We start from the raw sequence: 19,876 nt of genomic DNA, 5'->3' as shown, positions 1-19,876 counted from the left end.
ATGTCCGCACCCGCCGCGACCGTCGCGATCGAGATGCCCCAAATGGGGGAGTCGGTCTCGGAGGGTACGGTCATCGGCTGGCGCAAGCAGGTCGGGGAGCGCGTCGAAGAAGGCGAGCCGCTGGTCGAGATCTCGACCGACAAGGTCGACGCCGAAGTTCCCGCGCCGGCGTCAGGTGTTCTTGTCCGCGTCGCGGTGGGGCCCGACGAGACCGTTCCGGTGGGCGCCGTGCTCGGTGAGATCGCGGTCGAGGAGGCGGCAGCCGCGACGTCACCGGCGCCGCCGGCCGAGCGAGGCAGCGAAGGCGGCGGCAGCGACCGCGACCGCGGCAGCGATCGAGAAAGCGGCAGCGACCGCGACGGCGGCGAGCGGCGCGCGGAAGCAGCGCTGATCGACGTCACGTTGCCGCAAATGGGCGAATCGGTACAGGAGGGCACGGTCGTCGAGTGGCGCGTCGCGGTCGGCGAGCGGGTCACGAAAGGCCAGCCGCTGGTCGAGATCTCGACCGACAAGGTCGACGCCGAAGTTCCCGCGCCGGCTGATGGCGTCGTCACGGAGATCCTCGTCGGACCCGACGATACGGTGCCGGTCGGGGCGGTGTTGTGCCGGATCTCAGCGGCCCCTGCGGGGGTCTCCGAGGCTGCCGGGGGAGACGGATCGACCGCCGCGACCGCACCCGCTCGGCAGGGACCGGCGGCCGACGACGCTGCGGTGTGTGCGACCCCGGTGGCGCGGCGCGCCGCGCAAGTTCACGGGGTGAACCTCGCCGAGGTCGTTGGAAGTGGCCCGCGGGGCAGGATCACGAAGGACGACGTGCTGCGTGCGGCGGCGACGAACGGCGGCGGCACGGACCGGCAGTCCTCCCGCGCGCCGGCGTCTCAAAAAGCGACCGGGGCTGGTGTGGCTGCTGCACCGGCGACCACTTCCGGCCAAGTCGAGGAGGTGCCGCTGCGGGGGCCGGCGGCCACGCTCGCCCGCTACATGGAGCGCAGCCGCTCAATACCTACAGCAACCAGCTTCCGGACGCTCGAGGTCGACGAGCTCGATCGCCGCCGCCGACAGTTCAAGGCCGCTGGTGCCCGCCTCTCCTTCACCCATCTGATTGCGTGGGCGATCGTGCAGGCCGCTCGCGACTGGCCGGTGATGGCCCATTCCTACGCCGAGCGCGAGGGCAAGCCGGTGCGTTTGGTGCCAAGGACGATCAGTCTCGGCATCGCGGTCGACGTCGAACGACGCGACGGGGCTCGCTCACTGCTCGTGCCCGTCATTCACGAGGCCAGTGAGCTCGACTTCGCGACCTTCCGTCAGCGCTACGACGAACTGGTCGCAGGTGCGCGCGACGGCACCCTCACGCCCGACGCTTACCAGGGCGCCAACATCACGCTCACCAACCCCGGCGGGATCGGCACCGTGGCCTCGGTTCCCCGCCTGATGGAGGGTCAAGGCACGATCGTTGCGGCGGGCGCCATCGGCTACCCGCCTGGGCTTCGCAAGATTCCCCCCGACCGCCTGCGCGAGCTCGGCGTCAGCAAGGTGATGACGCTGACCTCGACCTACGACCACCGTGTCATCCAGGGTGCGGAGTCGGGCTCCTTCCTGGCCCGCATCGACGAGCTCCTGCAGGGTAAGGACGGCTTCTACGAGCGGGTCGCGGCGGACCTCGGCATCGAGCTGCCGGACCAGGCAACCGAGCGCGAGGCGGCGGTTACCGCCGATGAACCGGTGCCGGCAGCGGTTAAACCCGCGGCGCCAGAGATTCCCGACGAGGCGCTGATGCAGGCGGTGCAGGCAGCCACCTCGGTCGTCAAGGCGCACCGCATGCACGGGCACTTGGCGGCGCGACTCGATCCGCTCGGCTCGGAACCGGTCGGCGACCCGGCGCTCGATCCGGCGACCGTGAACCTCACGCCTGAGCTGATGGAGCAGATTCCGGCGCGGATCCTGCGCGTCGCGGTACCGGGCGAGACGTTTGCCGAAGCCCTCCCCCATCTCCGCGAGACCTACTGCGGAACGATCGCCTACGAGATCGAGCACATCTCCGATCACGGCCAGCGCGTTTGGTTGCGGCAAGCGATCGAGTCGGGCCGTTTCCGCAAACCGCTGCCGGCCGAACAGAAGCGCCGGCTGTTGGAGCGCCTATCGCAGGTCGAGGCGCTCGAGCAGTACCTGCGCCGCACGTTCCTCGGGCAAAAGCAGTTCTCGATCGAGGGTCTCGACATGCTCGTGCCGATGCTCGACGAGACGATCGAGCTGGCGGCTCAGAACGGCGCCCGCGAGGTCGTGCTCGGGATGGCGCATCGGGGGCGCCTGAACGTTCTGGCGCACGTTGTCGGTCGCCCTTACCGGGAGATCATCGCGGAGTTCGAAGCCGAACGGACGCCCGACATCGACACCGCCGCGCCGGAGGGTGGCACCGGCGACGTCAAATATCACTACGGCGCCTCCGGGGTACGGCGGACCGCGTCGGGCAAAGAGCTGACGGTGACGCTGTCCCCGAACCCCAGCCACCTCGAGTTCGTCGACCCGGTGGTCGAGGGCCGTGCGCGCGCCGACCAGAGTGACCGCAGCGGACCGCGACTGAAGCGCGACCCGACGGCCGTGGTTCCCGTGCTGATTCATGGCGACGCCGCCTTCCCGGCGCAAGGGATCGTTGCCGAGACGCTCAACCTCTCCGGTCTCGACGGCTACACGACGGGTGGCACAGTTCACCTGATCGCGAACAACCAGTTGGGCTTTACCACCGAACCCGATGAGGGCCGCTCGACGCGCTACGCCTCGGACCTCGCGAAGGGCTTCGATATTCCCGTGATCCATGTCAATGCCGACGATGTCGAGGCCTGCATTGCTGCGGTGCGCCTGGCCTTCGCCTACCGCGCGCGCTTCGGACGGGATGTACTGATCGATGTCGTCGGCTATCGGCGTCACGGCCACAACGAGACCGACGAGCCCGCCTACACCCAGCCGACGATGTACGAGCGGATCCGCAAGCACCCGCCGGTGCGGAAGATCTACGCCGAACGCTTGCAGCGGGAGGGCGTGATCGCGCAGGACGAGGCCGAGTCGATCTTCCAGCAGGCGCTCGACGCGATCGCCGCCGAGCACGAGGAGCTGCGACGCCAGGCGGCGGTGAGTGGCGAGCAAGAGGCGAAGTGCGAAGCTAGCGACGAGCTCGACCAGACGATGAGTCGAGAGCCCCGCACCTCGGTCGACCGTGAACTCTTGCAGCAGCTCAACGACGAGCTCGTGCGCGTCCCGGAGGGATTCGAGGTGCACCGCAAGCTGCGGCCGTTCTTGGAGCGGCGACGACAAGCGTTCGAGCAGCCGGACGGAAAGGTCGACTGGGCGCACGCGGAGGCGCTCGCTTTCGCTTCGCTTCTGGCGCTTGGTATCCCGGTGCGCCTAACCGGTCAGGACACCGTCCGCGGCACCTTTAGCCAGCGCCATCTCGCCCTCTACGACGCACGCACCGGCGAGCGCTGGGTGCCGATACAGAATCTCAGCCTCGCGCACGCGCCGATGGAGCTGCACAACAGCCCGCTCTCGGAGGCCGCCTGCCTCGGCTTCGAATACGGCTACAGCGTGCAGGCGCAGGATGCCCTGGTCCTGTGGGAGGCGCAGTTCGGCGATTTCGTCAACGCTGCCCAAGTGATCGTCGACCAGTTCATCGTCTCCGGTCTCGCCAAGTGGGGGCAAACTTCGCGCCTGACGTTGCTCTTGCCGCACGGATACGAGGGCGCCGGGCCCGAGCACTCGAGCGCTCGCCCAGAGCGTTTTCTGCAACTCGCAGCTGAAGGCAACATTCGGGTCGCCAACTGCACCACCCCAGCGCAGTACTTCCATCTCCTGCGGCGGCAGGCTTTGACCTCCGTGGTGCGGCCGTTGATAGTGCTGACGCCGAAGAGCCTGCTCCGCCACCCCCAGTGCGTATCGACCGTCGACGAGCTCGCCGAGGGTTCCTTCCAAAGGGTGATCGAGGATCCGCTGGTGGCGCCTCCAGGTACCCAGCCGGACGAGCAACACCCGATCGCGCGGGACCGCATCCGCAAGCTGGTCCTTTGCTCGGGCAAGATCTACTACGAGATCCAGGGTCACGAGAGCCGACTAGCGTGCGACCACATCGCGGTTGCTCGGATAGAGCTCCTCTACCCCTTCCCGGAGCGCGAGATCGCCGAGCTGATGGCGAGCTATCCGAACCTCGAGCGCGTCGTCTGGGTGCAGGAGGAGCCACGCAACATGGGCGCGCGTGGTTACGTGCGTAGGCGGATGGCGAAAATCCTGCCCGAGCACCTCTCCTACGACTACGTCGGACGTCAGCTGCGCGCCGCTCCCGGCGAGGGTTACGCGGTTGCGCATCGGCGTGAGCAGGCGCGGATCGTGCGGGTGGCGCTCGATCTCGAGCAAGACACGCTCGAGCCGGACATCTCGGCGCAGCGGCCGGTTCTCTGAAAGCCCACGGGGCCGGCTGCCGCCGTAGGAGTTCCGCGGAGCGATCGGAGAAGGCGGCAATGGGGGCTTCCAATGAGCGTTGAGCGACGGCGAACGATAGCTCGAGCAGATCGCGTGCTTCCGGGGCTCTGGCGGCTGCGGTTACCGCTTCCGTGGCCCGGCGTGCCCCATTGCAACGCCTGGGCGATCGCCGCCGGTGACGGCGTCGTGTTGGTCGACACCGGCATGTACGAGGCTGGCGCCCTGCGGCAGCTCGAGCTCGCCTTCGAGCAGGCGCGCCTGCGGATCGAACACGTGCGCCTCGTGGTGTGCACCCACGCCCACTCCGACCACTACGGGCTGGCCGGCCCGATCGTCGAGCGCGCCGGCTGCGAACTGTGGATGCACCCGAACCATGGACACGTCACGAAGGCAGCAGCCGCTCCCGACCGCGCCTTCCGCCTGCGCCTCGAGGTTGCCCGGCAGAGTGGCGTGCCCGAGCAACTGCTGCGCGCCTATGAGGAGCGGCGGCGCGGTCAAGGTCTGGGTGTCGCCCGCGTCGTACTGCCCGACCGTGAACTCGTGAACGGCGTCGAGGTCGAGACCGATTTGGGCCGATGGCGTGTCTACGAAACCCCCGGCCACGCGCCCTCTCACGTCGTTCTGCACCAGCCCGAGCGCGAGCTTTTGATCTCGGGCGATCATCTCCTGGGGCGCGTCTCGCTGTACTACGACTACGGCTACACACCCGATCCGGCCGGTGAGTTCCTGCGCAGCCTTGACGTCGTGGAGCCGCTGCCGATCGGTCTCGTTTTGCCCGGACATGGCCGCCCCTTCCGCGACGCTCGAGCCTTGATCGAGGCCAACCGGCGCGAGGTGCACGAGCGCATCGCGCGTGTGCGGGCCGCGATCGCGGAGCGCGAGCTCACGCCGTTCGAGATCGTTCCCCATCTGCTCGGGCGCGAGCCGCGCGATGAGTACGCGATCAGTTGGGGACTTTCGGAAACGCTGTGCTACCTGCGCTACCTCGAGGTTCGTGGTGAGGCGCAGGTCAGCGAGCGTGACGGCCAGCACGTCTGGAGCGCCGCCGCAACGACTGGCGCACGCGCCCATTAGTAGGCCGCGCTCAGGGCGTTGCTGGCGGCACGCGGAAAGGCCGCGTGCCGCAGCGGAAGAAGAACGGCAGGTGGCCGAGCGGCGCCGCGACCCTAACGGTCCGCGGACCGCGGTAAGCACGCCCAGAGCGGGGATCACGCCAGCATCCGCGCGGGAAGTAAACGTCGCGGGAGCGGGCACCCTCAACGACGACTGGCGCGACCAAGACGTCTGGCCCCAGCAGCCACTCTTGATCCTGTGCGGCGGCGCGCAAACGACCGCCGCCTACACCACGCTTCCCGCACGCGTCCAGGGGTGCGCCGCGCGCAGTGCGGCGAGAATCGCGCGCGTCGCCGTCGAGCGGTTGAGCGTGTAGAAGTGGATGCCCGGGGCGCCACGCGCGAGCAAGTCCGAGCACTGCAAGGTGGCGTAGGCGACGCCGAGTTCCAGCACCGAGTCGGGATCGTCGGCACGCGCCCGCAGTTCGCGCTCCAACGACCGCGGGATCGACGCCCCGCACATGCCGGTGATCGTCTTGATCTGCTTGTAGTTGGTGATCGGCATGATGCCGGGGATGATCGGCACGTCGATGCCGTGTGCGCGCGCTTCGTCGACGAAATCGAAGTAGAGGGCGTTGTCGAAAAACAGCTGCGTGATCAGGAAGCTTGCGCCGGCCTCGACCTTCTGACGCGCATAGCGCAAGTCCTCTTCGAGGCTTTCGGCTTCGGGATGAACCTCAGGGAAGCAGGCCGCCCCGACGCAGAAGTCGTAGTTCGAGGTGATCAGTCGTATCAGTTCGACCGAGTAACGGAGACCCTGGGGGTGCGGTCGCCATTCGCTTTCGCCGCGTGGGGGATCGCCACGCAACGCCAGGATGTTCTCGATTCCCGCGGCCTGCAGCTCATCGAGGATTTCCCGCAGTCGCGAGACCGGCTCACCGACGCAGGAGAGGTGCGCCATGGCCTCGATACCGAGGTCTTGTTTCATCCACTTGGTGACCTCGACCGTCCGCTCGCGTGTGGAGCCGCCGGCGCCGTACGTCACCGAAACGAAATCCGGGCGGTCGTCTCTGAGTACGGCGATCGTCTCCTCGAGCTGGCGTTGCCCCTCGTCGGTGCGCGGCGGGAAGAACTCGAACGAGAAAACCGGCCGCCGTTCCCGCAGGATCTGATCGATTCGCATCGCCGAGAGACTATTCGCCGCTCCGCCCTACGGCGCCTAGCTACGTGCTAAACGGCTCTTCGGAGAGGTGCGCAGACAACGCGCGAATCGCGCCTTTCGGCGTCGTCGGTGCGCTCAGTGGCCGGCGCCGCCAGCGGCCGCTGAAGGGGACGACGCTTCCGTCTGCGCGGACGTCGACGCCGCACGGTCGACCCGCTCCACGGAGCTCGAAGCGCGCGTAGACGATCTCTTTGGCCGGAATTTCGCGCGTCAGGCGGCCAAGCAGGCGTGGCCGCTGGGCGGCCCGCGCGCGCTCGACGACCGGCTCGAGCAGCGCACCCAGTCGCTCGAGTGCCGCTTCCCGCGAGTCGGTGCGCTCACGGTGAGCCCGGGGACCCTCTCGAACCGTCAACACGACCGGTCGCACGGCTGTGTGGACAAAGCTAACTCGCTGCGTGGGCAGGCTTGCCGCGACTCGGACATCCGTCGAGAACAGTCGCTGCGGCTCGCGGTTGACGGCGTCTTTGCCGTTCTTCGAAAACGGAGGCGGAAGCAGTGGCGGCGCGAGTAGTGCGGGCAGACCACGAGACCGCCGTCGCCGCACACGACGAGAACGGAGCAAGGTGGGAGTGCGACAGATACGAGGTAGGAGGGCGGCTGCTCTGGCGGGGAGCGCACTCGCGATCATGCTCGCATCGCTGGCGGGGGCGTCCGCCGTGACCTGTAACGAGGCTGAAAATTCCTGGCGAGGCGGGTACGTTGTCACCAATTCGGGCGATCCGACGCCGCCCGCTTTCCTGCGTGGCGAGCAGATGGCGATCGGCGGCGGCGTCGGTACAGCGAGGGCCGCGGAGCGCTCACCGGCGCTCGCGCCCTGTGCATCCGCATCACCGACCGCGCCCAGCAGCGGTGGATCGAACAGCGGCTCAGACGGGGGTACCGGCGGTGTAGTAGTCGCCGCCTAGCAAGACCGAACTGCGCTCGAGTCCGGAGGCGGGACCGGCAAGAGCGGCTTCGGATCAGCGTTGCGGCCGGCGCCTGGGCGCCGGCCGCAACGCGTTCTTCGAGCGTTCGCAGTCGCGAAGAAGCGATTACCGCCGCTCGGCGCGGCTCCGCTGCTGGCCGGTTTCGCGCACGATCAGCGCTGGCGCTCGGGGTTGACTGCGTTGGTGAAACCCTCGGCGCCGGTCGGCGTCTCGACCAGTTGCTCGCGCTGCTCGATCGGGACGTAATCGCGGTTGCGTGCGCCGGTGTAGATCTGGCGGGGGCGGGCGATCCGTGTATCCGGGTCCTTAAGCATCTCCAGCCACTGCGCGATCCATCCGGAGGTACGGGGGATCGCGAACATCACCGTGAACATCTCCTTAGGCAGGTTCAACGCCTCGTAAATCAACCCGGAGTAGAAATCGACGTTCGGGTAGAGCTTGCGCGAGACGAAGTACTCGTCCTCGAGCGCCCGCTTTTCCAGCTCTACCGCGATGTCGATCTTCGGGTTCTTGCCCGTGACTTCGAAGACCTCGTAGGCGTGCTCCTTGATAATGCGAGCGCGCGGATCGTAGTTCTTGTAGATGCGGTGGCCGAAGCCCATCAGGCGCCGCTCGCGACGCTTAACCGCGGCTAGGAAGTCGGGGATGTTCTCGACCGATCCGATCTCCTCGAGCATCCTCACGACCTGCTCGTTGGCACCGCCATGCAGCGGCCCGTACAACGCCGCGACGCCGGCTGCAATGGCCGAGTAGGGATCGACCCGCGAGGAACCAACACTGCGGACAGCGTTCGTAGAGCAGTTCTGCTCGTGATCGGCGTGCAGGATCCACAGCACGTCGAGCGCCCGCTCGAGCCGTGGGTCGGGCCGATACTTGAGCTCGGTCATCTTGAACATCATCGAGAGGAAGTTGCCCGGGTAGGAGAGGTCGTTGTCGGGATAGACGTAGGGCAACCCCATGTTGTGGCGGTAGGCAAAGGCCGCGAGCGTGGGCATCTTCGCGATCAAGCGCACCGCCGCCATGTGACGCTCTTGCGGGTCGTCGATGCGCTTCGCTTCGGGATAGAAGGTCGAAAGGGCACCTACGCATCCGAGCAGCATGCCCATCGGGTGGGCGTCATAGCGGTAGCCCTGCATAAAGGCCTTGATGTTCTCGTGCACGAAGGTGTGGTGGGTGACCTCGTAAACCCACTGGTCGAGCTGCTCGCGCGTCGGCAGTTCGCCGTAAATCAGCAGGTACGCAACCTCGAGGTAGGTGGAGCGTTGACAAAGCTGCTCGATCGGGTAGCCGCGGTACTCGAGGATCCCGCGTTCCCCGTCGATGTAAGTGATCGAGCTGCGACACGACGCGGTGTTGTCGAAAGCCGGGTCGTAGCTCATCAAGCCGAAGTCGTCCTCGTCGACCTTGATCTGTCGCAGATCGCGGGCACGGATCGTGCCGTCCGTGATCGGTAGCTCATAGCTGCGGCCGGTGCGGTTGTCGATGACTGTCAGCGAATCGCGCGGTGCCGCCGTGGCGCTACCGCTGTCGACGACCTGCATCGGTGCGTCAGGCATCTCTCTTCGCGCCCTTTCCTGAGAATTCCCTAACTCGCTTGCACGGTGTGGACGGCGCCATGTGCTTGGTCGCCGTCTTGCTCACGTGTGCTGCTGGCGTAGACGACGCTCGCCAGGGCCGCGACGGCAAGCAGCACGCTGGCTGCGATCACCAGGCGCTGAGCCCCGGTCGACGACGGGAAGCTCGGTCGATTGATGCCGATCGCGGCGATCACCACCGCCCACGCCGCAAACGCTCCGCCGAGGACGTAGAAGAGCTCCATCAGCGCCTCGAATCTAGCCGATCCTGGGGGTTGGCCGGTCTCGTCTCGAGCGGTGCGGCCGACGGCGCGGCGACGCCCGCAGGGAGCTCCGTCGCGCGGGCACCGTGACAGCGTTGCCGCCGTGCGGACCTCTGCGCGCGGGCCAGGGGCCAGGGCGGCGCGGGCGTTCGTCTGCGCGCGGACGGATTCCGCCTTCCGGGTCGTCTCCAGCGTGCGCTACGGGAGGCGACTTGCGCAGGGCCCACCAGACCACCGCCAGCAGCGAGAGCATCGGCAGCTTGACGAAGAACGCGAGCCACAGGAAACCCCAGTCCACGACCCGAGGTTAGCCGCTGCGCTCGCGCTTGCCGAGCCCCTAGCGGGAGAGGGTCAAGCGCGCTCGCCCGCCGGCAGCGCCTCGATCGCGGTCATGCGTCTGAACTCCTCGAAGCGTTCGTCGATCTCGGCGCGCGTCAGTTCGAGCACCCGCTCGCAGCCGAAACGTTCGACGTTGAACGAGGCCATCACCGAGCCATAGGTCATCGCCCGTCGCAGAACCGATTCGTCGATGTCGGCCTCGCCGAGGCCTGCGAGGTAACCGAGGAAGCCACCCGCGAAGGAGTCGCCCGCGCCGGTCGGGTCGACGACGCTCTCAAGCGGATACGCCGGTAGCGAGAAGAAGCCCTCCGGTGTGTACAGCGAGGCGCCGTACTCGCCGAGCTTCGCGACGACCGCGCGGGGGCCGCGGGCCATCAACTCGCGGGCAGCACGCACCAGGTTCGGCTGTCGCGTGAGCATGCGCAGCTCGGCGTCGTTCATAAACACGACGTCAACCTCGCTGATCGCGCGTAGCAACTCCTCGCGCTCGCTGTCGATCCACAGGTTCATCGAGTCGAGCGCGGCCAGGCGCGCCCGCCGACACTGAGCCCGCACACGCCGTTGCAGCTGCGGCTGGATGTTCGCGAGGAAGACGATCTCCGCATTCCGTGAGCGCTCGCCGAGTTGCGGGTCGAAGTCAGCGAAGACGTTCAGCTCGGTCGTGTCGGTGTGTGCGGTGTTGAGGGCGAAGTCGTAGTGGCCTCTCCAGAAGAACGTCTTACCGCCAGCGATGCGCTGCAGATCCTGGGTGTCGATGCCGCGCTCGGTGAGCTGCCGTTCGTAGCGCTCGTCGAAATCCTCGCCGACGACCCCGACGAGGTTCACCTCGCAAAAGAAGCTGGCCGCCAGCGAAAAGTGAGTGGCCGAGCCGCCCAGCATGCGTTCGCGCTCGCCGAAAGGCGTGCGTACGGAGTCGAAGGCGACAGATCCAACGACCGTCAGGGCCATGCGCGGGAAGCCTAACCGCGGGTGCGTGGCGGTGTGCAAGCGCTGGCAAGGCACTGTCGCTGCGCGCTGCTGGGCGGCATTGTCGCTGGGCGCTGCTTGCCGAATAACCTCCGCGACCGGATGGGCGACGTCAGGAGATTTGCCGATCTCGGTCTCGAACCGAGCATCGTCGCGGCGTTGGAGCGCCTCGGCTACGGGGCGCCGACGCCGATTCAGGAGCGCGCAATCCCGGCACTTTTGGCCGGCCGCGACGTGATCGGGCAGGCGCAGACCGGCACCGGTAAGACAGCAGCCTTTGGACTGCCAATGATTCAGTACGTAGATCCCACCGATGACGCAGTCCAGGGGTTGGTGCTGACGCCGACCCGCGAGCTCTGCATCCAGGTAACGCAGGCGCTGCGTGCCTACGGTGAGGTGCGGGGCGTCGAGGTCGTCGCGCTCTTCGGTGGTGTACCGGTACGCGAGCAGGCGGCGCGTCTAGCGGGCCGGGCGCAGATCGTCGTGGGCACCGTCGGCCGTGTGCTCGACATGATCCGCCGCCACCACCTGCTGCTCAGCGACGCCCGCTTCGTGGTGCTCGACGAAGCCGACGAAATGCTCGATCTCGGCTTCCTCGACGAGGTGCGGGCGATTCTCAAGCGCGCTCCGCAGGGTCGTCAGACCGCCTTGTTCTCGGCGACAATTCCCCCCGCGATCCGTCGCCTGGCGGAAGATTTCATGATTGAGCCGGTCGAGATCTCGGTGCCGGCGCCAACGCTGGCGGTCGACAGCGTGCAGCAGTTCCGCCTCGACGTCGACGAGCGCGACAAGCCGGATGCGTTGGTGCGGGTGCTGACAAGGGAGCGTCCTCGCCAGGCGATCGTGTTCGTGCGCACCAAGGTCGGTGTCGATCGCTTGGCACGCCGCCTGGCTGACGCCGGAGTGCGCGTAAAGACACTGCATGGCGACATGTCCCAAGGGGCTCGCGACGGCGTGATGATCGCTTTCAAGGCGGGCCGTGAGCGCTTGCTGGTGGCGACCGATGTGGCAGCACGAGGCCTCGACATAACCGGTGTGAGCCACGTGATCAACTACGACATTCCGAATTCGCCCGACGTCTACGTGCACCGCATCGGCCGCACCGGGCGAGCCGGCGAACGCGGGCGCGCGATCACGCTCGTCACACCCCGAGAACAGAGGGAAGTCGAGGCGATCGAACGGCACGCGGGTGTGCGCTTGCAACCTTGGGACGGTGGTGAGGGCCAAAAGCAGCGGGCGGATCAGCGGACCGACCAGCCGGCGCAACGGCCCGCTGACGAGCGGGCCGAACGGCGCACCGGCCGGCCGGCGCAAGAACGTTCCGCCTGGCGGGCGGGCTTAGAGGTCGACCAGCGCGCCGAGCGGCCCGCTAGGCGCCGGCGCCGCCCTCGCCATACCAAGCCGCGGCGCCCAGAGGGCGGGTCCTACGCGCGCCTTTTGCTGCGCGGCGGTCGTGCCCATGGGGTCGAGCCGAAGGACGTGCTGGCGCTCGTCGTCAATGGCGGCGCGATCGAGCACGAGGACGTGCGGCGGGTGCGGGTTCTCGAGCTCTTCAGCCTCTGCGAGGTCCCGGCGGAGCGCGCGCGTGAGCTTGCCCGCGCGGTCAGCGGCAAGCGCCTCGGGCGGACGCGCTCGCGTGCCGAGGTGCTGCCGTGAGCGAACGTCAGCAACAGCCGAAGATCGAGGTGTTGTGGTGGGAGGGCTGCCCCTCGACGCCTCGAGTGCTCGAGATGTTGCGGGGCATAGTGGAGGAGCTGGGCCTGGACTTCGAAAGCACCGTCGTCTTGCGGCAGGTCGAGAGCGAAGAGCAGGCGCAACGCGAGCGCTTTGCAGGCTCGCCAACGATTCGGATCGACGGGCGCGAATTCCAACCAGCGAACGCTCCCTATCGACTTACCTGCCGCCTTTATCGGCTTCCTGATGGTCGCCCCTCGCCACTTCCGGATCGCGACCAGCTGCGCGCGTTTGTAGCGGCAGCGCTGGGGCGAAACGGCGAACTCGATAAGGAGGTGCCTGGCCAATGAGTCTCGCGATCGGTGATCCGATGCCGAGTTTCTCGCTGCCTGATACCGACGACCGCATCCACACGCTGCCCGAGGAGGCGGGATCGTCGGCGACCGTGGTGGTGTTCACCTGTAACCACTGTCCGTACGCGCTCGCTTGGCACGATCGGCTGCTCGACGTAGTCCGTGACTACCAAGATCGCGGCGTCGCCTTTTTCTTCGTGAACCCGAACGACGCTGATCGCTACCCGGACGATTCGTTCTCAGCGATGAAGGAGCGTGTCGCTCGCGAAGGGGGCTGGCCGGCCCCGTATTTGCGCGACGAAAGTCAAGAAGTCGCACGGGCTTTCGGCGCCAAGACAACTCCCGACGTGTTCGTCTTCGATGGCGCGCGCAAGCTCGTCTATCGAGGGGCTCCGGACGCCGACTACCAGGAGCCCTCGCAGCGGGCGTCGTGGCTGCGCGAAGCACTCGACGCACTGCTCGCCGGGCGCCTTCCCGACCGGCAAGAAACGGAGCCGGTCGGCTGCTCGGTGAAGTGGAAGAGGTAACCACGCGCCCGCTAAGTCGTAACCGCTACCTGTGACCGCGCTCGCGCTCGCCGCTATCAGCGGCGTCTCCTGGGGCGTCTCTGATTTCATCGCTGGGCTGGCGGCGCGGCGCACGAGGGTGCTCGTCGTCCTCTGGGTATCCCAGGCCGTGGGACTGCTGCTGAGCGCACTCGTGCTGGTCGTGACCAGTCCACCGCGGCCACCCACTGACGACCTCGCCTTCGCCGCGCTCTCGTCGGTCGCAGGGATCGGCGGCCTTGCCGCTTTCTACCGCGGGCTCGCAGTCGGCGCGATGTCGCTCGTCGCGCCCCTCTCCGCGGCCGGTGCGGCGCTCCCAGTAGCGGTCGGCATCGCCCGGGGCGAGCACCCGGGGGCGCTCCAGCTGGTCGGCGTCTTGGCGGTGCTGGTGGGCGCAGCGCTCGCCTCGCTAGAACGCGACCAGCGCGGTAGTGCGGCGAGCCTGGCGCCCGGTGTTCCCTACGCGTTGCTTGCCGCGCTCGGCTTCGGGCTGTTTTTTGTTGCGATGGATGGCGCCGCCGACCGCTCGCCATCTTGGGCGCTCGCGGCCAACCGAGTGACCGGGGTGACGATCCTCACCGTGGCAATGGTGGTCGCTCGCCCGTCACTGCCGTCGGGCGACGTTCGGACGCTCGCCCCTCTAATCCTGATCGGGTTCTTGGATACCTCGGCGAACCTGCTCTACGCGACCGCCTCGCGCATCGGTCTGTTGAGCCTTGGCGCGGCGCTCGCCTCGCTCTATCCGGTGGTGGTTGTCTTACTCGCCCGTTTCTTTCTGGCCGAACGTCTGCGGCGTGCCCAGTTCGTGGGTGTCGTGGCGACGCTCGCAGGCGTTGCGCTGGTCACCGCTGCCCGTTAGTGGCGCGCAGCCTCACGCCAAACAGCTGCTCGAGCTGCGGCAAAGTCGAGTCAGGGCCGCGGTGGAGGATCGCGGTCATGCCAACCGCTTCGGCACCCGCGCAGTTCTCGCGCAGGTCGTCGACGAACACGCAACGCTCGCAGGGCTCCTGGATGCGCTCGGCGGCCAGCTCGTAGATCTCCGGTTGCGGTTTGTGCAGCCCCACTTCCCCGGAGATCACGACCGCGTCGAAAAGCTTCGGCAGCAGTTCGCGGTCGTAGCGGCCCCGTCCCCAGGAGTTCGAAATAAGGCCCGTCTTGATGCCGTTTGCGCGGGCGCGTTCGACCGCTGCGATCATCGCCTCGTCGGGCTTCATGCCTGCGAACAGGCGGTCGACCAGGCCGCGCGTCTGATGGACGCCGATGATTGGTCCGAAGCGCTCGGCGAACTCCTCCTCCTCGAGTTCACCGACCTCCAATCGACGCAGAAGTTCGAGCGCTTCGGGTCGTTCCCGGAACGTTTTCTTGACGGCGTCCGGATCCAGTCCCTCCGCTCGGCAGAAGGCCCGAAAGGACTCGAAGACGTTGGTTGTCAGGACTCCGCCGAAGTCGACGAGCAACGCGGTCGGGCGAGCGTCGGTGTCGTCCGGCAGTTTGAACTGTGCGCTGCTCGGAGTGGGGACGGACATCGCTCAGGCGTGTTGACGCGTCAACTCGAGAGCGGCTTCCGCGAGCTGCGGCACGCCGCGATCGAACATCCGCAGGAAGGGGTCGTCGGTGGTGCCGGCCAGTAGGCGCTTGTAGTTGCCCTCCATGAACACTGCCGCCTTCCACAGGGCAAGCGCCTGGTACCAGCGCAGATCGCCGACATCGGTGCCTGTCTTCGCTGCATAGCGCTCGACGAGTTCGCGGCGCGACGGAAAACCCTCGCGACGCGTGATTGCCGATAGCGCGCTGAACATCGTCTCGGGGTCGCCCGGTTCCGACCAGGTGATGGTGAGGTAGCCGAGGTCGGCGAGTGGATCGCCCAGCGTCGACATCTCCCAGTCGAAGATCGCAATGATCCGTGCCGGTGGGTTGTTGGCGACCATCACGTTGCCGAGTCGGTAGTCGCCGTGCACGATCGTCGTCCGGGGGGTCTCCGGCATGTTCGCAGCGAGCCAACGGCCGACTTCCACAACGACCGGCAGCTCGCGCGTTTTGTTGTGCTCCCAGAGAGCAGTGAAGCGACGAAGCTGGCGCTCGAGATAACCGGTCGGCTTGGCAAAGCCTTCGAGCCCGACCGCGCGCCAATCGACCTGATGGATCTCGACCAGCGCGTCGATCAGTTGCTCACCGAGTCGTCGGCGCTGCTCGGGGACGTCGAGCGCTGGCGGCAGTTCGCTCGTGACCACCGTCCCCTCGACGAAGTTCATCACGTAGAAGGGCACGCCGAGGACCGATTCGTCCTCGCATACGGCTAGCACCCGCGGCACGCGCACCGGTGTGCCTTCGAGTGCTCGTAACAGCCGCGCTTCGCGGAGCACGTCGTGCGCGCTCGGAGGCAGGGGTGGGCGAGGAGGGCGCCGCAGCACGAAGCGCTCGCCTCCCCGTTCGAGCAGGTAGGTGACGTTCGAGTGGCCCTCACCGATCGGGCGTGCCGAAAGTTGCCCACTGCCGAGACCGTGCTGATCGAGGAACCGCTCGAGCGGTTCGAGCACGACAAGCGGTGGCAGGTCAAGTGCCGCCGCCTCCTCCCTCGTGCGAACGACGTTCTTAAGCGGCATCGCGGACGCGCAATCCTAACCGCCGTCAGGGCTCAGGTCGCGGACGCCGAGTTCCCTTGCGGCGACGACGTGGGCGGGGTTTGTGTAAGGGAAGTCGCGTTGTTCGCGCGCCCCGGCTCTAGGAGCCAGAGGAACTGCCCGCGCCGCCCGTGGCGGAGGCGCCGCGGCCGCTGGTCCGCGCCGTGCCACTGGCAGCGGAGCGCTTGGTGCGCGCACGGGACTGGCTCGAGCTGCTCTTCTTAGCGGCAGTGCGGCTCGTCTTCGATGTGCTTGTGCGCCGCGCAGAGCTTGCGGACCGGCGGGCGCTGCCGGTGGCTGCCTTCTGTATCTCCTGCAGGTCTTTGAGGACGGTCCTGCGCGCGCTGGTCAAGTTCTTGCGAGCGTTGCGCAGCGCGGCGTCGAGGTCTTTGAGCAACTCCCGGGTTCCTTTGCTGACCTCCTTGCGCAGGTCGCGCAATGCCGCCTGTGCCGCTTCTAGCGACTCCGTCAGGCGGTCGAGTGATCCGTTGCTCTTGAGCGCGTTCTTGCCCTTCGCTGCGCTGTTGCTTTTTTTCGTGGAACTGGTCGGCATTGCTCCTCCGTTTCTGCTCGTGGCTTGTGCCGATCGCTCTCGGATGTGACTGCGGCCGCATCCTGTCGCCGCTGATCGGCGAGCCCGCGACCCCTGAGGCTGGGGCAAAGTTACGCGCGATCAGCGCTGCTGCCAAGTCTCTTTGGAACTGAACCCGGCGAAAGCAGGCAGCGTTTACGCTGGTCACATGAACCCCACCGACTTCCGCGCAAAGGTTTCGCAGCGCAACCGACGTTGGCGTCCGCGCACCAAGCTGGTCGCGCTCGGAGGTGGCGCTGGTCTCGTTCTCTTCGCGTCGGCCGGGCTCGCACTGGCTGGCGAGACTCGCACGGTCACGGTTGGCGACAACTTCTTCCAGCCCACCGAGGTACGCGTCGCGCCGGGCGACACCGTGGAGTGGCGGTGGGTCGGTCGCAGCCCCCACAACGTCGCCGCCGAGGAGCTCGCCCCGGTTCCCTTCCGCTCCCGGATCGTCACCAGCGGAACCTTCCGCCGCACCTTCACTACGCCCGGCGTCTACCGCTACATCTGCCAAGTCCACCCGCGCGAAATGCGTGCGCGGGTGGTCGTCGGCAACGCCGACACCGACCGCACGCCGCCGCGCATTACGAGCCTCTCGGTCCGTCCAGCGAAGGGCTCGGTGAGCGTAACGGTGCGCTTCTCCGAGAAGGTGCGGGCGAAGGTCCAGCTTTCTGGGCGGAGCGCCCGGTCGACGATCAAGACGCTGGGACCAGGCTCCGCAAAGCTCGTTTTCAAGGGCTTGCGGCCGGGTCAGTACAAGGTTGCGGTGGTCGCTCAGGACTTCGCCGCCAACCGCGCGTCGAAGCGCAGCCGCTCATTCACCGTCCGCTGAGGCGAGGCCGCTAGCTTGCGACCTCGCCTTGCGCGGTGCGTAGCGCGGAGCGCTCGATCGCTCGCAAGTGCTCGATGTTCTCGCGGTCGACCGGGTCCTCGCTCGGCTCGCTCTCGAGCCAAGCGTCGAGGATCTCCCGCAGCTCGGCTTCGCTGGTTGAGCGCAGCGACAGGGCCAGGACGTTGGCGTCGTTCCAGCGGCGGGCACCGCGTGCGGTTTCGGCGTCGAAGCAGAGAGCGGCGCGCACGCCGGCGACCTTGTTGGCGGCGATCGACGCGCCGGTGCCGGTCCAGCAGCAGACGATTCCCTGGTCAGCGCGACCTTCCGCGACGTCGCGGGCGACCGCTTCGCTCGCGTAGGCCCAGTCCGGGCGCTCGCGCTCGTCGAGCGCACCGTGCACGATCACCTCGTGACCGCGAGCACGCAGCTCGCTCTCCAGGAGATCCGCGATACCTGTTCGCTCGTCGGCAGAGATCGAGAAACGCACGCCGCGATGCTAGCCTCGCGCGATCGACGCGCCTGCGTCGGGCGAGCTGCGAGCGGTCGACGAGCAATGACGACGCCAGATACACAAGGACCGAAGCCGGGGGACACGGCGCCGGACTTCGAGCTGCTCGATCACCGGGGCGAGCCGGTACGCCTGAGTGACTTTCGCGGTCAACGCGTGGTCCTCTATTTCTATCCGCGCGCGCACACTCCCGGCTGCACGACTCAGGCATGCGGGGTGCGCGACAACTACGACCGTTATCGCGAGGCGGGTGTCGTGGTCCTAGGGGTCTCGCCCGATCCGCCCTCGCGACTGGCGAGCTTCGCCGCGAAGCACGACCTACCCTTCACCTTGCTCGCCGATCCCGACCACGAGGTCGCCGAACGCTACGGAGTGTGGGTCGAGAAAAAGATGTACGGCCGGACGAGCTTCGGTGTCGAGCGCTCGACCTTCATCATCGGTCCCGATGGTCGTGTCGAGCACGTGCTGCGCAAGGTGCGTCCGGCTGAGCACGATCAGCGCGTGCTCGAGCTCCTTGGCGCGAGCTGAGGCGGTCCGTGGGCGCGGCCACTGCTGGCTCGCCGCGCCGGCCGTAGGGTGGCTGCCGGCGGCCGCTCTCGGGGACTCCTTCCGCGCCTTCTTCGACGCCCTTGACCAATTCTTCGCGCGTCTGGCCAGCGTCGATCTCGTCGACCTGCTGGTGGCGCTTGTGGCCTTCACCATCTACCTGACCTTGCGGGCGCGGGCCTCCTACAACATCCTTGGCTACGCCTACCCGCAGGCGCCGATTCGCTTCCGGAGGGTGTGGGGGGCGTACATCGCCGGCTACGGCTTCAACGCTGTTTTTCCGGCTCGCGGGGGTGATGTAGTGCGCCTCTTTCTGACGCGTATCGCGGTGCCCGGAGCGACTTACCCGGCGGTCGCGTCGAGTTTCCTGGTGGAAGCCGTTTTCGACGTCACGGTCGGCCTCCTGGTCTTGCTCTTCGCGTTCAGCCAAGGGGTGTTTCCGCGGCCGCCGGACTTCGCGCGCTTGAACGCCTTCGATCTCTCCTGGCTCGCTTCGCACCCGCGCGAGGCGCTCCTGCTCCTGACCGTTCTGTTGATCGCCGTTTTCGTAGTGATCGCGGTGCTCTCCGCGCGCGTCGCGCACTTCTGGGGCGAGATCAGACGGGGACTCTCGATCTTGCGCGATCGGCGAGCCTTCTTGCGTCGCGTCTACGCCGTCCAAGCGTTGGGTTGGCTGTTCAGGTGCGCCGCTTTCTGGTTTTTGCTCGAGGCCTTCGGGATCGGCGGTTCGGTGCGCAACGTCTTGCTGGTGCTGGGAGTGAACGCTGTCTCTGCAGCAGTTCCCTTTACCCCGCAGGGGGCCGGGGTTCAGCAGGCGCTGCTCGTGACGGTGTTCAAAGACACCGCTTCGGCGCCGGTGGTGACCGCCTACTCAGTCGGCCAACAACTCGCCGTCGCGACCTTGACGTTCGTACTCGGGCTGTTCGCGGTCGTCCGGATCTTCCGCTTCCGGAGCTTCCGCGACGTGGTCGAGCAGGGCCGCGCCGATCGCGCACGTGGTGAGCCGGCACCCACGACGTCGACGCGGGGCGACGAGCCCGGACCGGCCCCGTTCGTGGGCTAGCGCCCGAGCTCTGGGCCGACCACCGGTCCCTCGGCGGGGTCGCTACCGCTCGGGTCGCTGCCGTTGCCGTCGAAGTCGCGGCTCGGCGGGTCGTCTTCGCTCAGCTCAGGAAGGGTGTGCCCGCACGCTGGGCACTCGCGCTTACGGGGGCGCGGCGTCGCGCTGTAGACGCGCTCACCGCAGCGCTCACACCTCCAGAACGGCATCCTGCTAACCCCTCATCGGCGCTCGGTCCCAGGCTCTCGAGATCGCGTAGGCGAAATCGTATGCGAGCTCTCGGATGCACGTCATTTTGTCGGGGGAAGCACTCCGGGTGGGGTCCGCTGGGGGCGGGTTACGCTGCGGGGTGGT

At 67.4% G+C, this 19,876-nt stretch carries 20 protein-coding genes; 9 read left to right on the top strand and 11 right to left on the bottom strand.

The features are described 5' to 3' along the window. On the top strand, window positions 1–4,446 hold the full coding sequence (locus BLW41_RS02525) for a multifunctional oxoglutarate decarboxylase/oxoglutarate dehydrogenase thiamine pyrophosphate-binding subunit/dihydrolipoyllysine-residue succinyltransferase subunit (RefSeq protein WP_093115929.1): 4,446 nt from the start codon (window positions 1–3) through the stop codon (window positions 4,444–4,446). Between the two features lie 162 nt (window positions 4,447–4,608). Continuing rightward, on the top strand, window positions 4,609–5,541 hold the full coding sequence (locus tag BLW41_RS02520; protein WP_218138201.1) for an MBL fold metallo-hydrolase: 933 nt from the start codon (window positions 4,609–4,611) through the stop codon (window positions 5,539–5,541). A gap of 10 nt (window positions 5,542–5,551) precedes the next feature. On the opposite strand, the gene BLW41_RS10855 is transcribed toward BLW41_RS02520, so the two are convergent. The 6 genes from BLW41_RS10855 to BLW41_RS02485 all read right to left on the bottom strand — a co-directional run bounded on the left by BLW41_RS10855 (window position 5,552) and on the right by BLW41_RS02485 (window position 10,791). Beyond that, window positions 5,552–5,794: a TIM-barrel domain-containing protein gene (locus BLW41_RS10855; protein ID WP_177169271.1), complete on the bottom strand. Its 243-nt coding sequence runs from the start codon at window positions 5,792–5,794 to the stop codon at window positions 5,552–5,554. A gap of 11 nt (window positions 5,795–5,805) precedes the next feature. After that, entirely contained in the window at window positions 5,806–6,702 is an 897-nt protein-coding gene (metF, locus tag BLW41_RS02510; RefSeq protein ID WP_093115923.1) for a methylenetetrahydrofolate reductase [NAD(P)H], read from the bottom strand. A 40-nt stretch (window positions 6,703–6,742) separates the two neighbouring features. Then, a complete protein-coding gene (locus BLW41_RS02505; RefSeq protein WP_143038544.1) occupies window positions 6,743–7,108 on the bottom strand; it encodes a hypothetical protein in 366 nt (121 codons plus the stop codon). Between the two features lie 711 nt (window positions 7,109–7,819). Then, complete coding sequence (locus BLW41_RS02500; protein ID WP_093115919.1) at window positions 7,820–9,208, bottom strand: citrate synthase; 1,389 nt, start codon at window positions 9,206–9,208, stop codon at window positions 7,820–7,822. 44 nt (window positions 9,209–9,252) lie between these two features. Next, window positions 9,253–9,486 carry a hypothetical protein gene (locus BLW41_RS02495; protein WP_093115917.1) on the bottom strand — a complete coding sequence of 78 codons (234 nt, stop codon included), beginning with the start codon at window positions 9,484–9,486 and terminating at the stop codon, window positions 9,253–9,255. A gap of 369 nt (window positions 9,487–9,855) precedes the next feature. Then, complete coding sequence (locus BLW41_RS02485; protein ID WP_093115913.1) at window positions 9,856–10,791, bottom strand: PfkB family carbohydrate kinase; 936 nt, start codon at window positions 10,789–10,791, stop codon at window positions 9,856–9,858. A gap of 120 nt (window positions 10,792–10,911) precedes the next feature. Between BLW41_RS02485 and BLW41_RS02480 the strand changes: the two genes are divergently transcribed. Genes BLW41_RS02480 through BLW41_RS02465 form a run of 4 tightly spaced genes read left to right on the top strand, consistent with a single transcriptional unit; the run spans window position 10,912 to window position 14,240 of the window. Continuing rightward, window positions 10,912–12,465 carry a DEAD/DEAH box helicase gene (locus tag BLW41_RS02480; RefSeq protein ID WP_143038543.1) on the top strand — a complete coding sequence of 518 codons (1,554 nt, stop codon included), beginning with the start codon at window positions 10,912–10,914 and terminating at the stop codon, window positions 12,463–12,465. Beyond that, the gene (locus BLW41_RS02475; RefSeq protein ID WP_093115909.1) at window positions 12,462–12,833 is read left to right on the top strand and encodes a DF family (seleno)protein; all 372 of its coding nucleotides are present in this window, start codon (window positions 12,462–12,464) and stop codon (window positions 12,831–12,833) included. Before BLW41_RS02480 ends, BLW41_RS02475 begins: the two co-directional genes overlap by 4 nt. Continuing rightward, window positions 12,830–13,363 carry a thioredoxin family protein gene (locus tag BLW41_RS02470; protein ID WP_093115907.1) on the top strand — a complete coding sequence of 178 codons (534 nt, stop codon included), beginning with the start codon at window positions 12,830–12,832 and terminating at the stop codon, window positions 13,361–13,363. Before BLW41_RS02475 ends, BLW41_RS02470 begins: the two co-directional genes overlap by 4 nt. 31 nt (window positions 13,364–13,394) lie before the next feature. Next, entirely contained in the window at window positions 13,395–14,240 is an 846-nt protein-coding gene (locus BLW41_RS02465) for a DMT family transporter (RefSeq protein ID WP_093115905.1), read from the top strand. Here the strand turns inward: BLW41_RS02465 and BLW41_RS02460 are convergent. The 3 genes from BLW41_RS02460 to BLW41_RS10850 form a co-directional block, all read right to left on the bottom strand. Then, window positions 14,224–14,907 (bottom strand): HAD family hydrolase, encoded by a 684-nt coding sequence (locus tag BLW41_RS02460; RefSeq protein WP_093115904.1) that lies wholly within the window; start codon window positions 14,905–14,907, stop codon window positions 14,224–14,226. The genes BLW41_RS02465 and BLW41_RS02460 overlap by 17 nt on opposite strands. Before the next feature lie 3 nt (window positions 14,908–14,910). Then, window positions 14,911–15,984 carry a phosphotransferase family protein gene (locus BLW41_RS02455; protein WP_093115903.1) on the bottom strand — a complete coding sequence of 358 codons (1,074 nt, stop codon included), beginning with the start codon at window positions 15,982–15,984 and terminating at the stop codon, window positions 14,911–14,913. Window positions 15,985–16,102: 118 nt separating this feature from the next. Beyond that, window positions 16,103–16,555: a hypothetical protein gene (locus tag BLW41_RS10850; protein WP_177169269.1), complete on the bottom strand. Its 453-nt coding sequence runs from the start codon at window positions 16,553–16,555 to the stop codon at window positions 16,103–16,105. A 187-nt stretch (window positions 16,556–16,742) separates the two neighbouring features. Between BLW41_RS10850 and BLW41_RS02445 the strand changes: the two genes are divergently transcribed. After that, complete coding sequence (locus tag BLW41_RS02445; protein ID WP_143038542.1) at window positions 16,743–17,408, top strand: cupredoxin domain-containing protein; 666 nt, start codon at window positions 16,743–16,745, stop codon at window positions 17,406–17,408. Window positions 17,409–17,418: 10 nt separating this feature from the next. Here BLW41_RS02445 and BLW41_RS02440 read toward each other — a convergent pair whose 3' ends face one another. Next, window positions 17,419–17,895 carry an RpiB/LacA/LacB family sugar-phosphate isomerase gene (locus BLW41_RS02440; RefSeq protein ID WP_093115898.1) on the bottom strand — a complete coding sequence of 159 codons (477 nt, stop codon included), beginning with the start codon at window positions 17,893–17,895 and terminating at the stop codon, window positions 17,419–17,421. A 66-nt stretch (window positions 17,896–17,961) separates the two neighbouring features. Between BLW41_RS02440 and bcp the strand changes: the two genes are divergently transcribed. After that, window positions 17,962–18,444: a thioredoxin-dependent thiol peroxidase gene (gene bcp / locus BLW41_RS02435; RefSeq protein WP_093117262.1), complete on the top strand. Its 483-nt coding sequence runs from the start codon at window positions 17,962–17,964 to the stop codon at window positions 18,442–18,444. After that, window positions 18,431–19,525, top strand: coding sequence for a lysylphosphatidylglycerol synthase transmembrane domain-containing protein (locus tag BLW41_RS02430; protein WP_218138200.1), 1,095 nt, complete (start codon window positions 18,431–18,433; stop codon window positions 19,523–19,525). The genes bcp and BLW41_RS02430 overlap by 14 nt, the downstream gene beginning before the upstream one ends. On the opposite strand, the gene BLW41_RS02425 is transcribed toward BLW41_RS02430, so the two are convergent. Beyond that, entirely contained in the window at window positions 19,522–19,731 is a 210-nt protein-coding gene (locus tag BLW41_RS02425; RefSeq protein WP_093115895.1) for a hypothetical protein, read from the bottom strand. The two genes, BLW41_RS02430 and BLW41_RS02425, sit on opposite strands and share 4 nt — an antisense overlap. Between the last annotated feature and the right edge of the window lie 145 nt (window positions 19,732–19,876).

Origin of the sequence: Thermoleophilum album (assembly GCF_900108055.1) — a bacterium.
GTDB classification, from domain to species: domain Bacteria; phylum Actinomycetota; class Thermoleophilia; order Solirubrobacterales; family Thermoleophilaceae; genus Thermoleophilum; species Thermoleophilum album.
The sequence above is the reverse complement of the archived record's forward strand: the minus strand, read 5'-3'. Positions and strand labels throughout refer to the sequence as shown.

What these genes read in the sequence shown, in the direction of transcription:
- bcp (WP_093117262.1), top strand. Translation starts at nt 17,962, where the DNA reads ATGACGACGCCAGATACACAAGGACCGAAGCCGGGGGACACGGCGCCG.
- BLW41_RS10850 (WP_177169269.1), bottom strand. Translation starts at nt 16,555, where the DNA reads ATGCCGACCAGTTCCACGAAAAAAAGCAACAGCGCAGCGAAGGGCAAG.
- BLW41_RS02460 (WP_093115904.1), bottom strand. Translation starts at nt 14,907, where the DNA reads ATGTCCGTCCCCACTCCGAGCAGCGCACAGTTCAAACTGCCGGACGAC.
- BLW41_RS02495 (WP_093115917.1), bottom strand. Translation starts at nt 9,486, where the DNA reads ATGGAGCTCTTCTACGTCCTCGGCGGAGCGTTTGCGGCGTGGGCGGTG.
- BLW41_RS02480 (WP_143038543.1), top strand. Translation starts at nt 10,912, where the DNA reads ATGGGCGACGTCAGGAGATTTGCCGATCTCGGTCTCGAACCGAGCATC.
- BLW41_RS02425 (WP_093115895.1), bottom strand. Translation starts at nt 19,731, where the DNA reads ATGCCGTTCTGGAGGTGTGAGCGCTGCGGTGAGCGCGTCTACAGCGCG.
- BLW41_RS02525 (WP_093115929.1), top strand. Translation starts at nt 1, where the DNA reads ATGTCCGCACCCGCCGCGACCGTCGCGATCGAGATGCCCCAAATGGGG.
- BLW41_RS02455 (WP_093115903.1), bottom strand. Translation starts at nt 15,984, where the DNA reads ATGCCGCTTAAGAACGTCGTTCGCACGAGGGAGGAGGCGGCGGCACTT.
- BLW41_RS02485 (WP_093115913.1), bottom strand. Translation starts at nt 10,791, where the DNA reads ATGGCCCTGACGGTCGTTGGATCTGTCGCCTTCGACTCCGTACGCACG.
- BLW41_RS02500 (WP_093115919.1), bottom strand. Translation starts at nt 9,208, where the DNA reads ATGCAGGTCGTCGACAGCGGTAGCGCCACGGCGGCACCGCGCGATTCG.
- metF (WP_093115923.1), bottom strand. Translation starts at nt 6,702, where the DNA reads ATGCGAATCGATCAGATCCTGCGGGAACGGCGGCCGGTTTTCTCGTTC.
- BLW41_RS02445 (WP_143038542.1), top strand. Translation starts at nt 16,743, where the DNA reads ATGAACCCCACCGACTTCCGCGCAAAGGTTTCGCAGCGCAACCGACGT.
- BLW41_RS02470 (WP_093115907.1), top strand. Translation starts at nt 12,830, where the DNA reads ATGAGTCTCGCGATCGGTGATCCGATGCCGAGTTTCTCGCTGCCTGAT.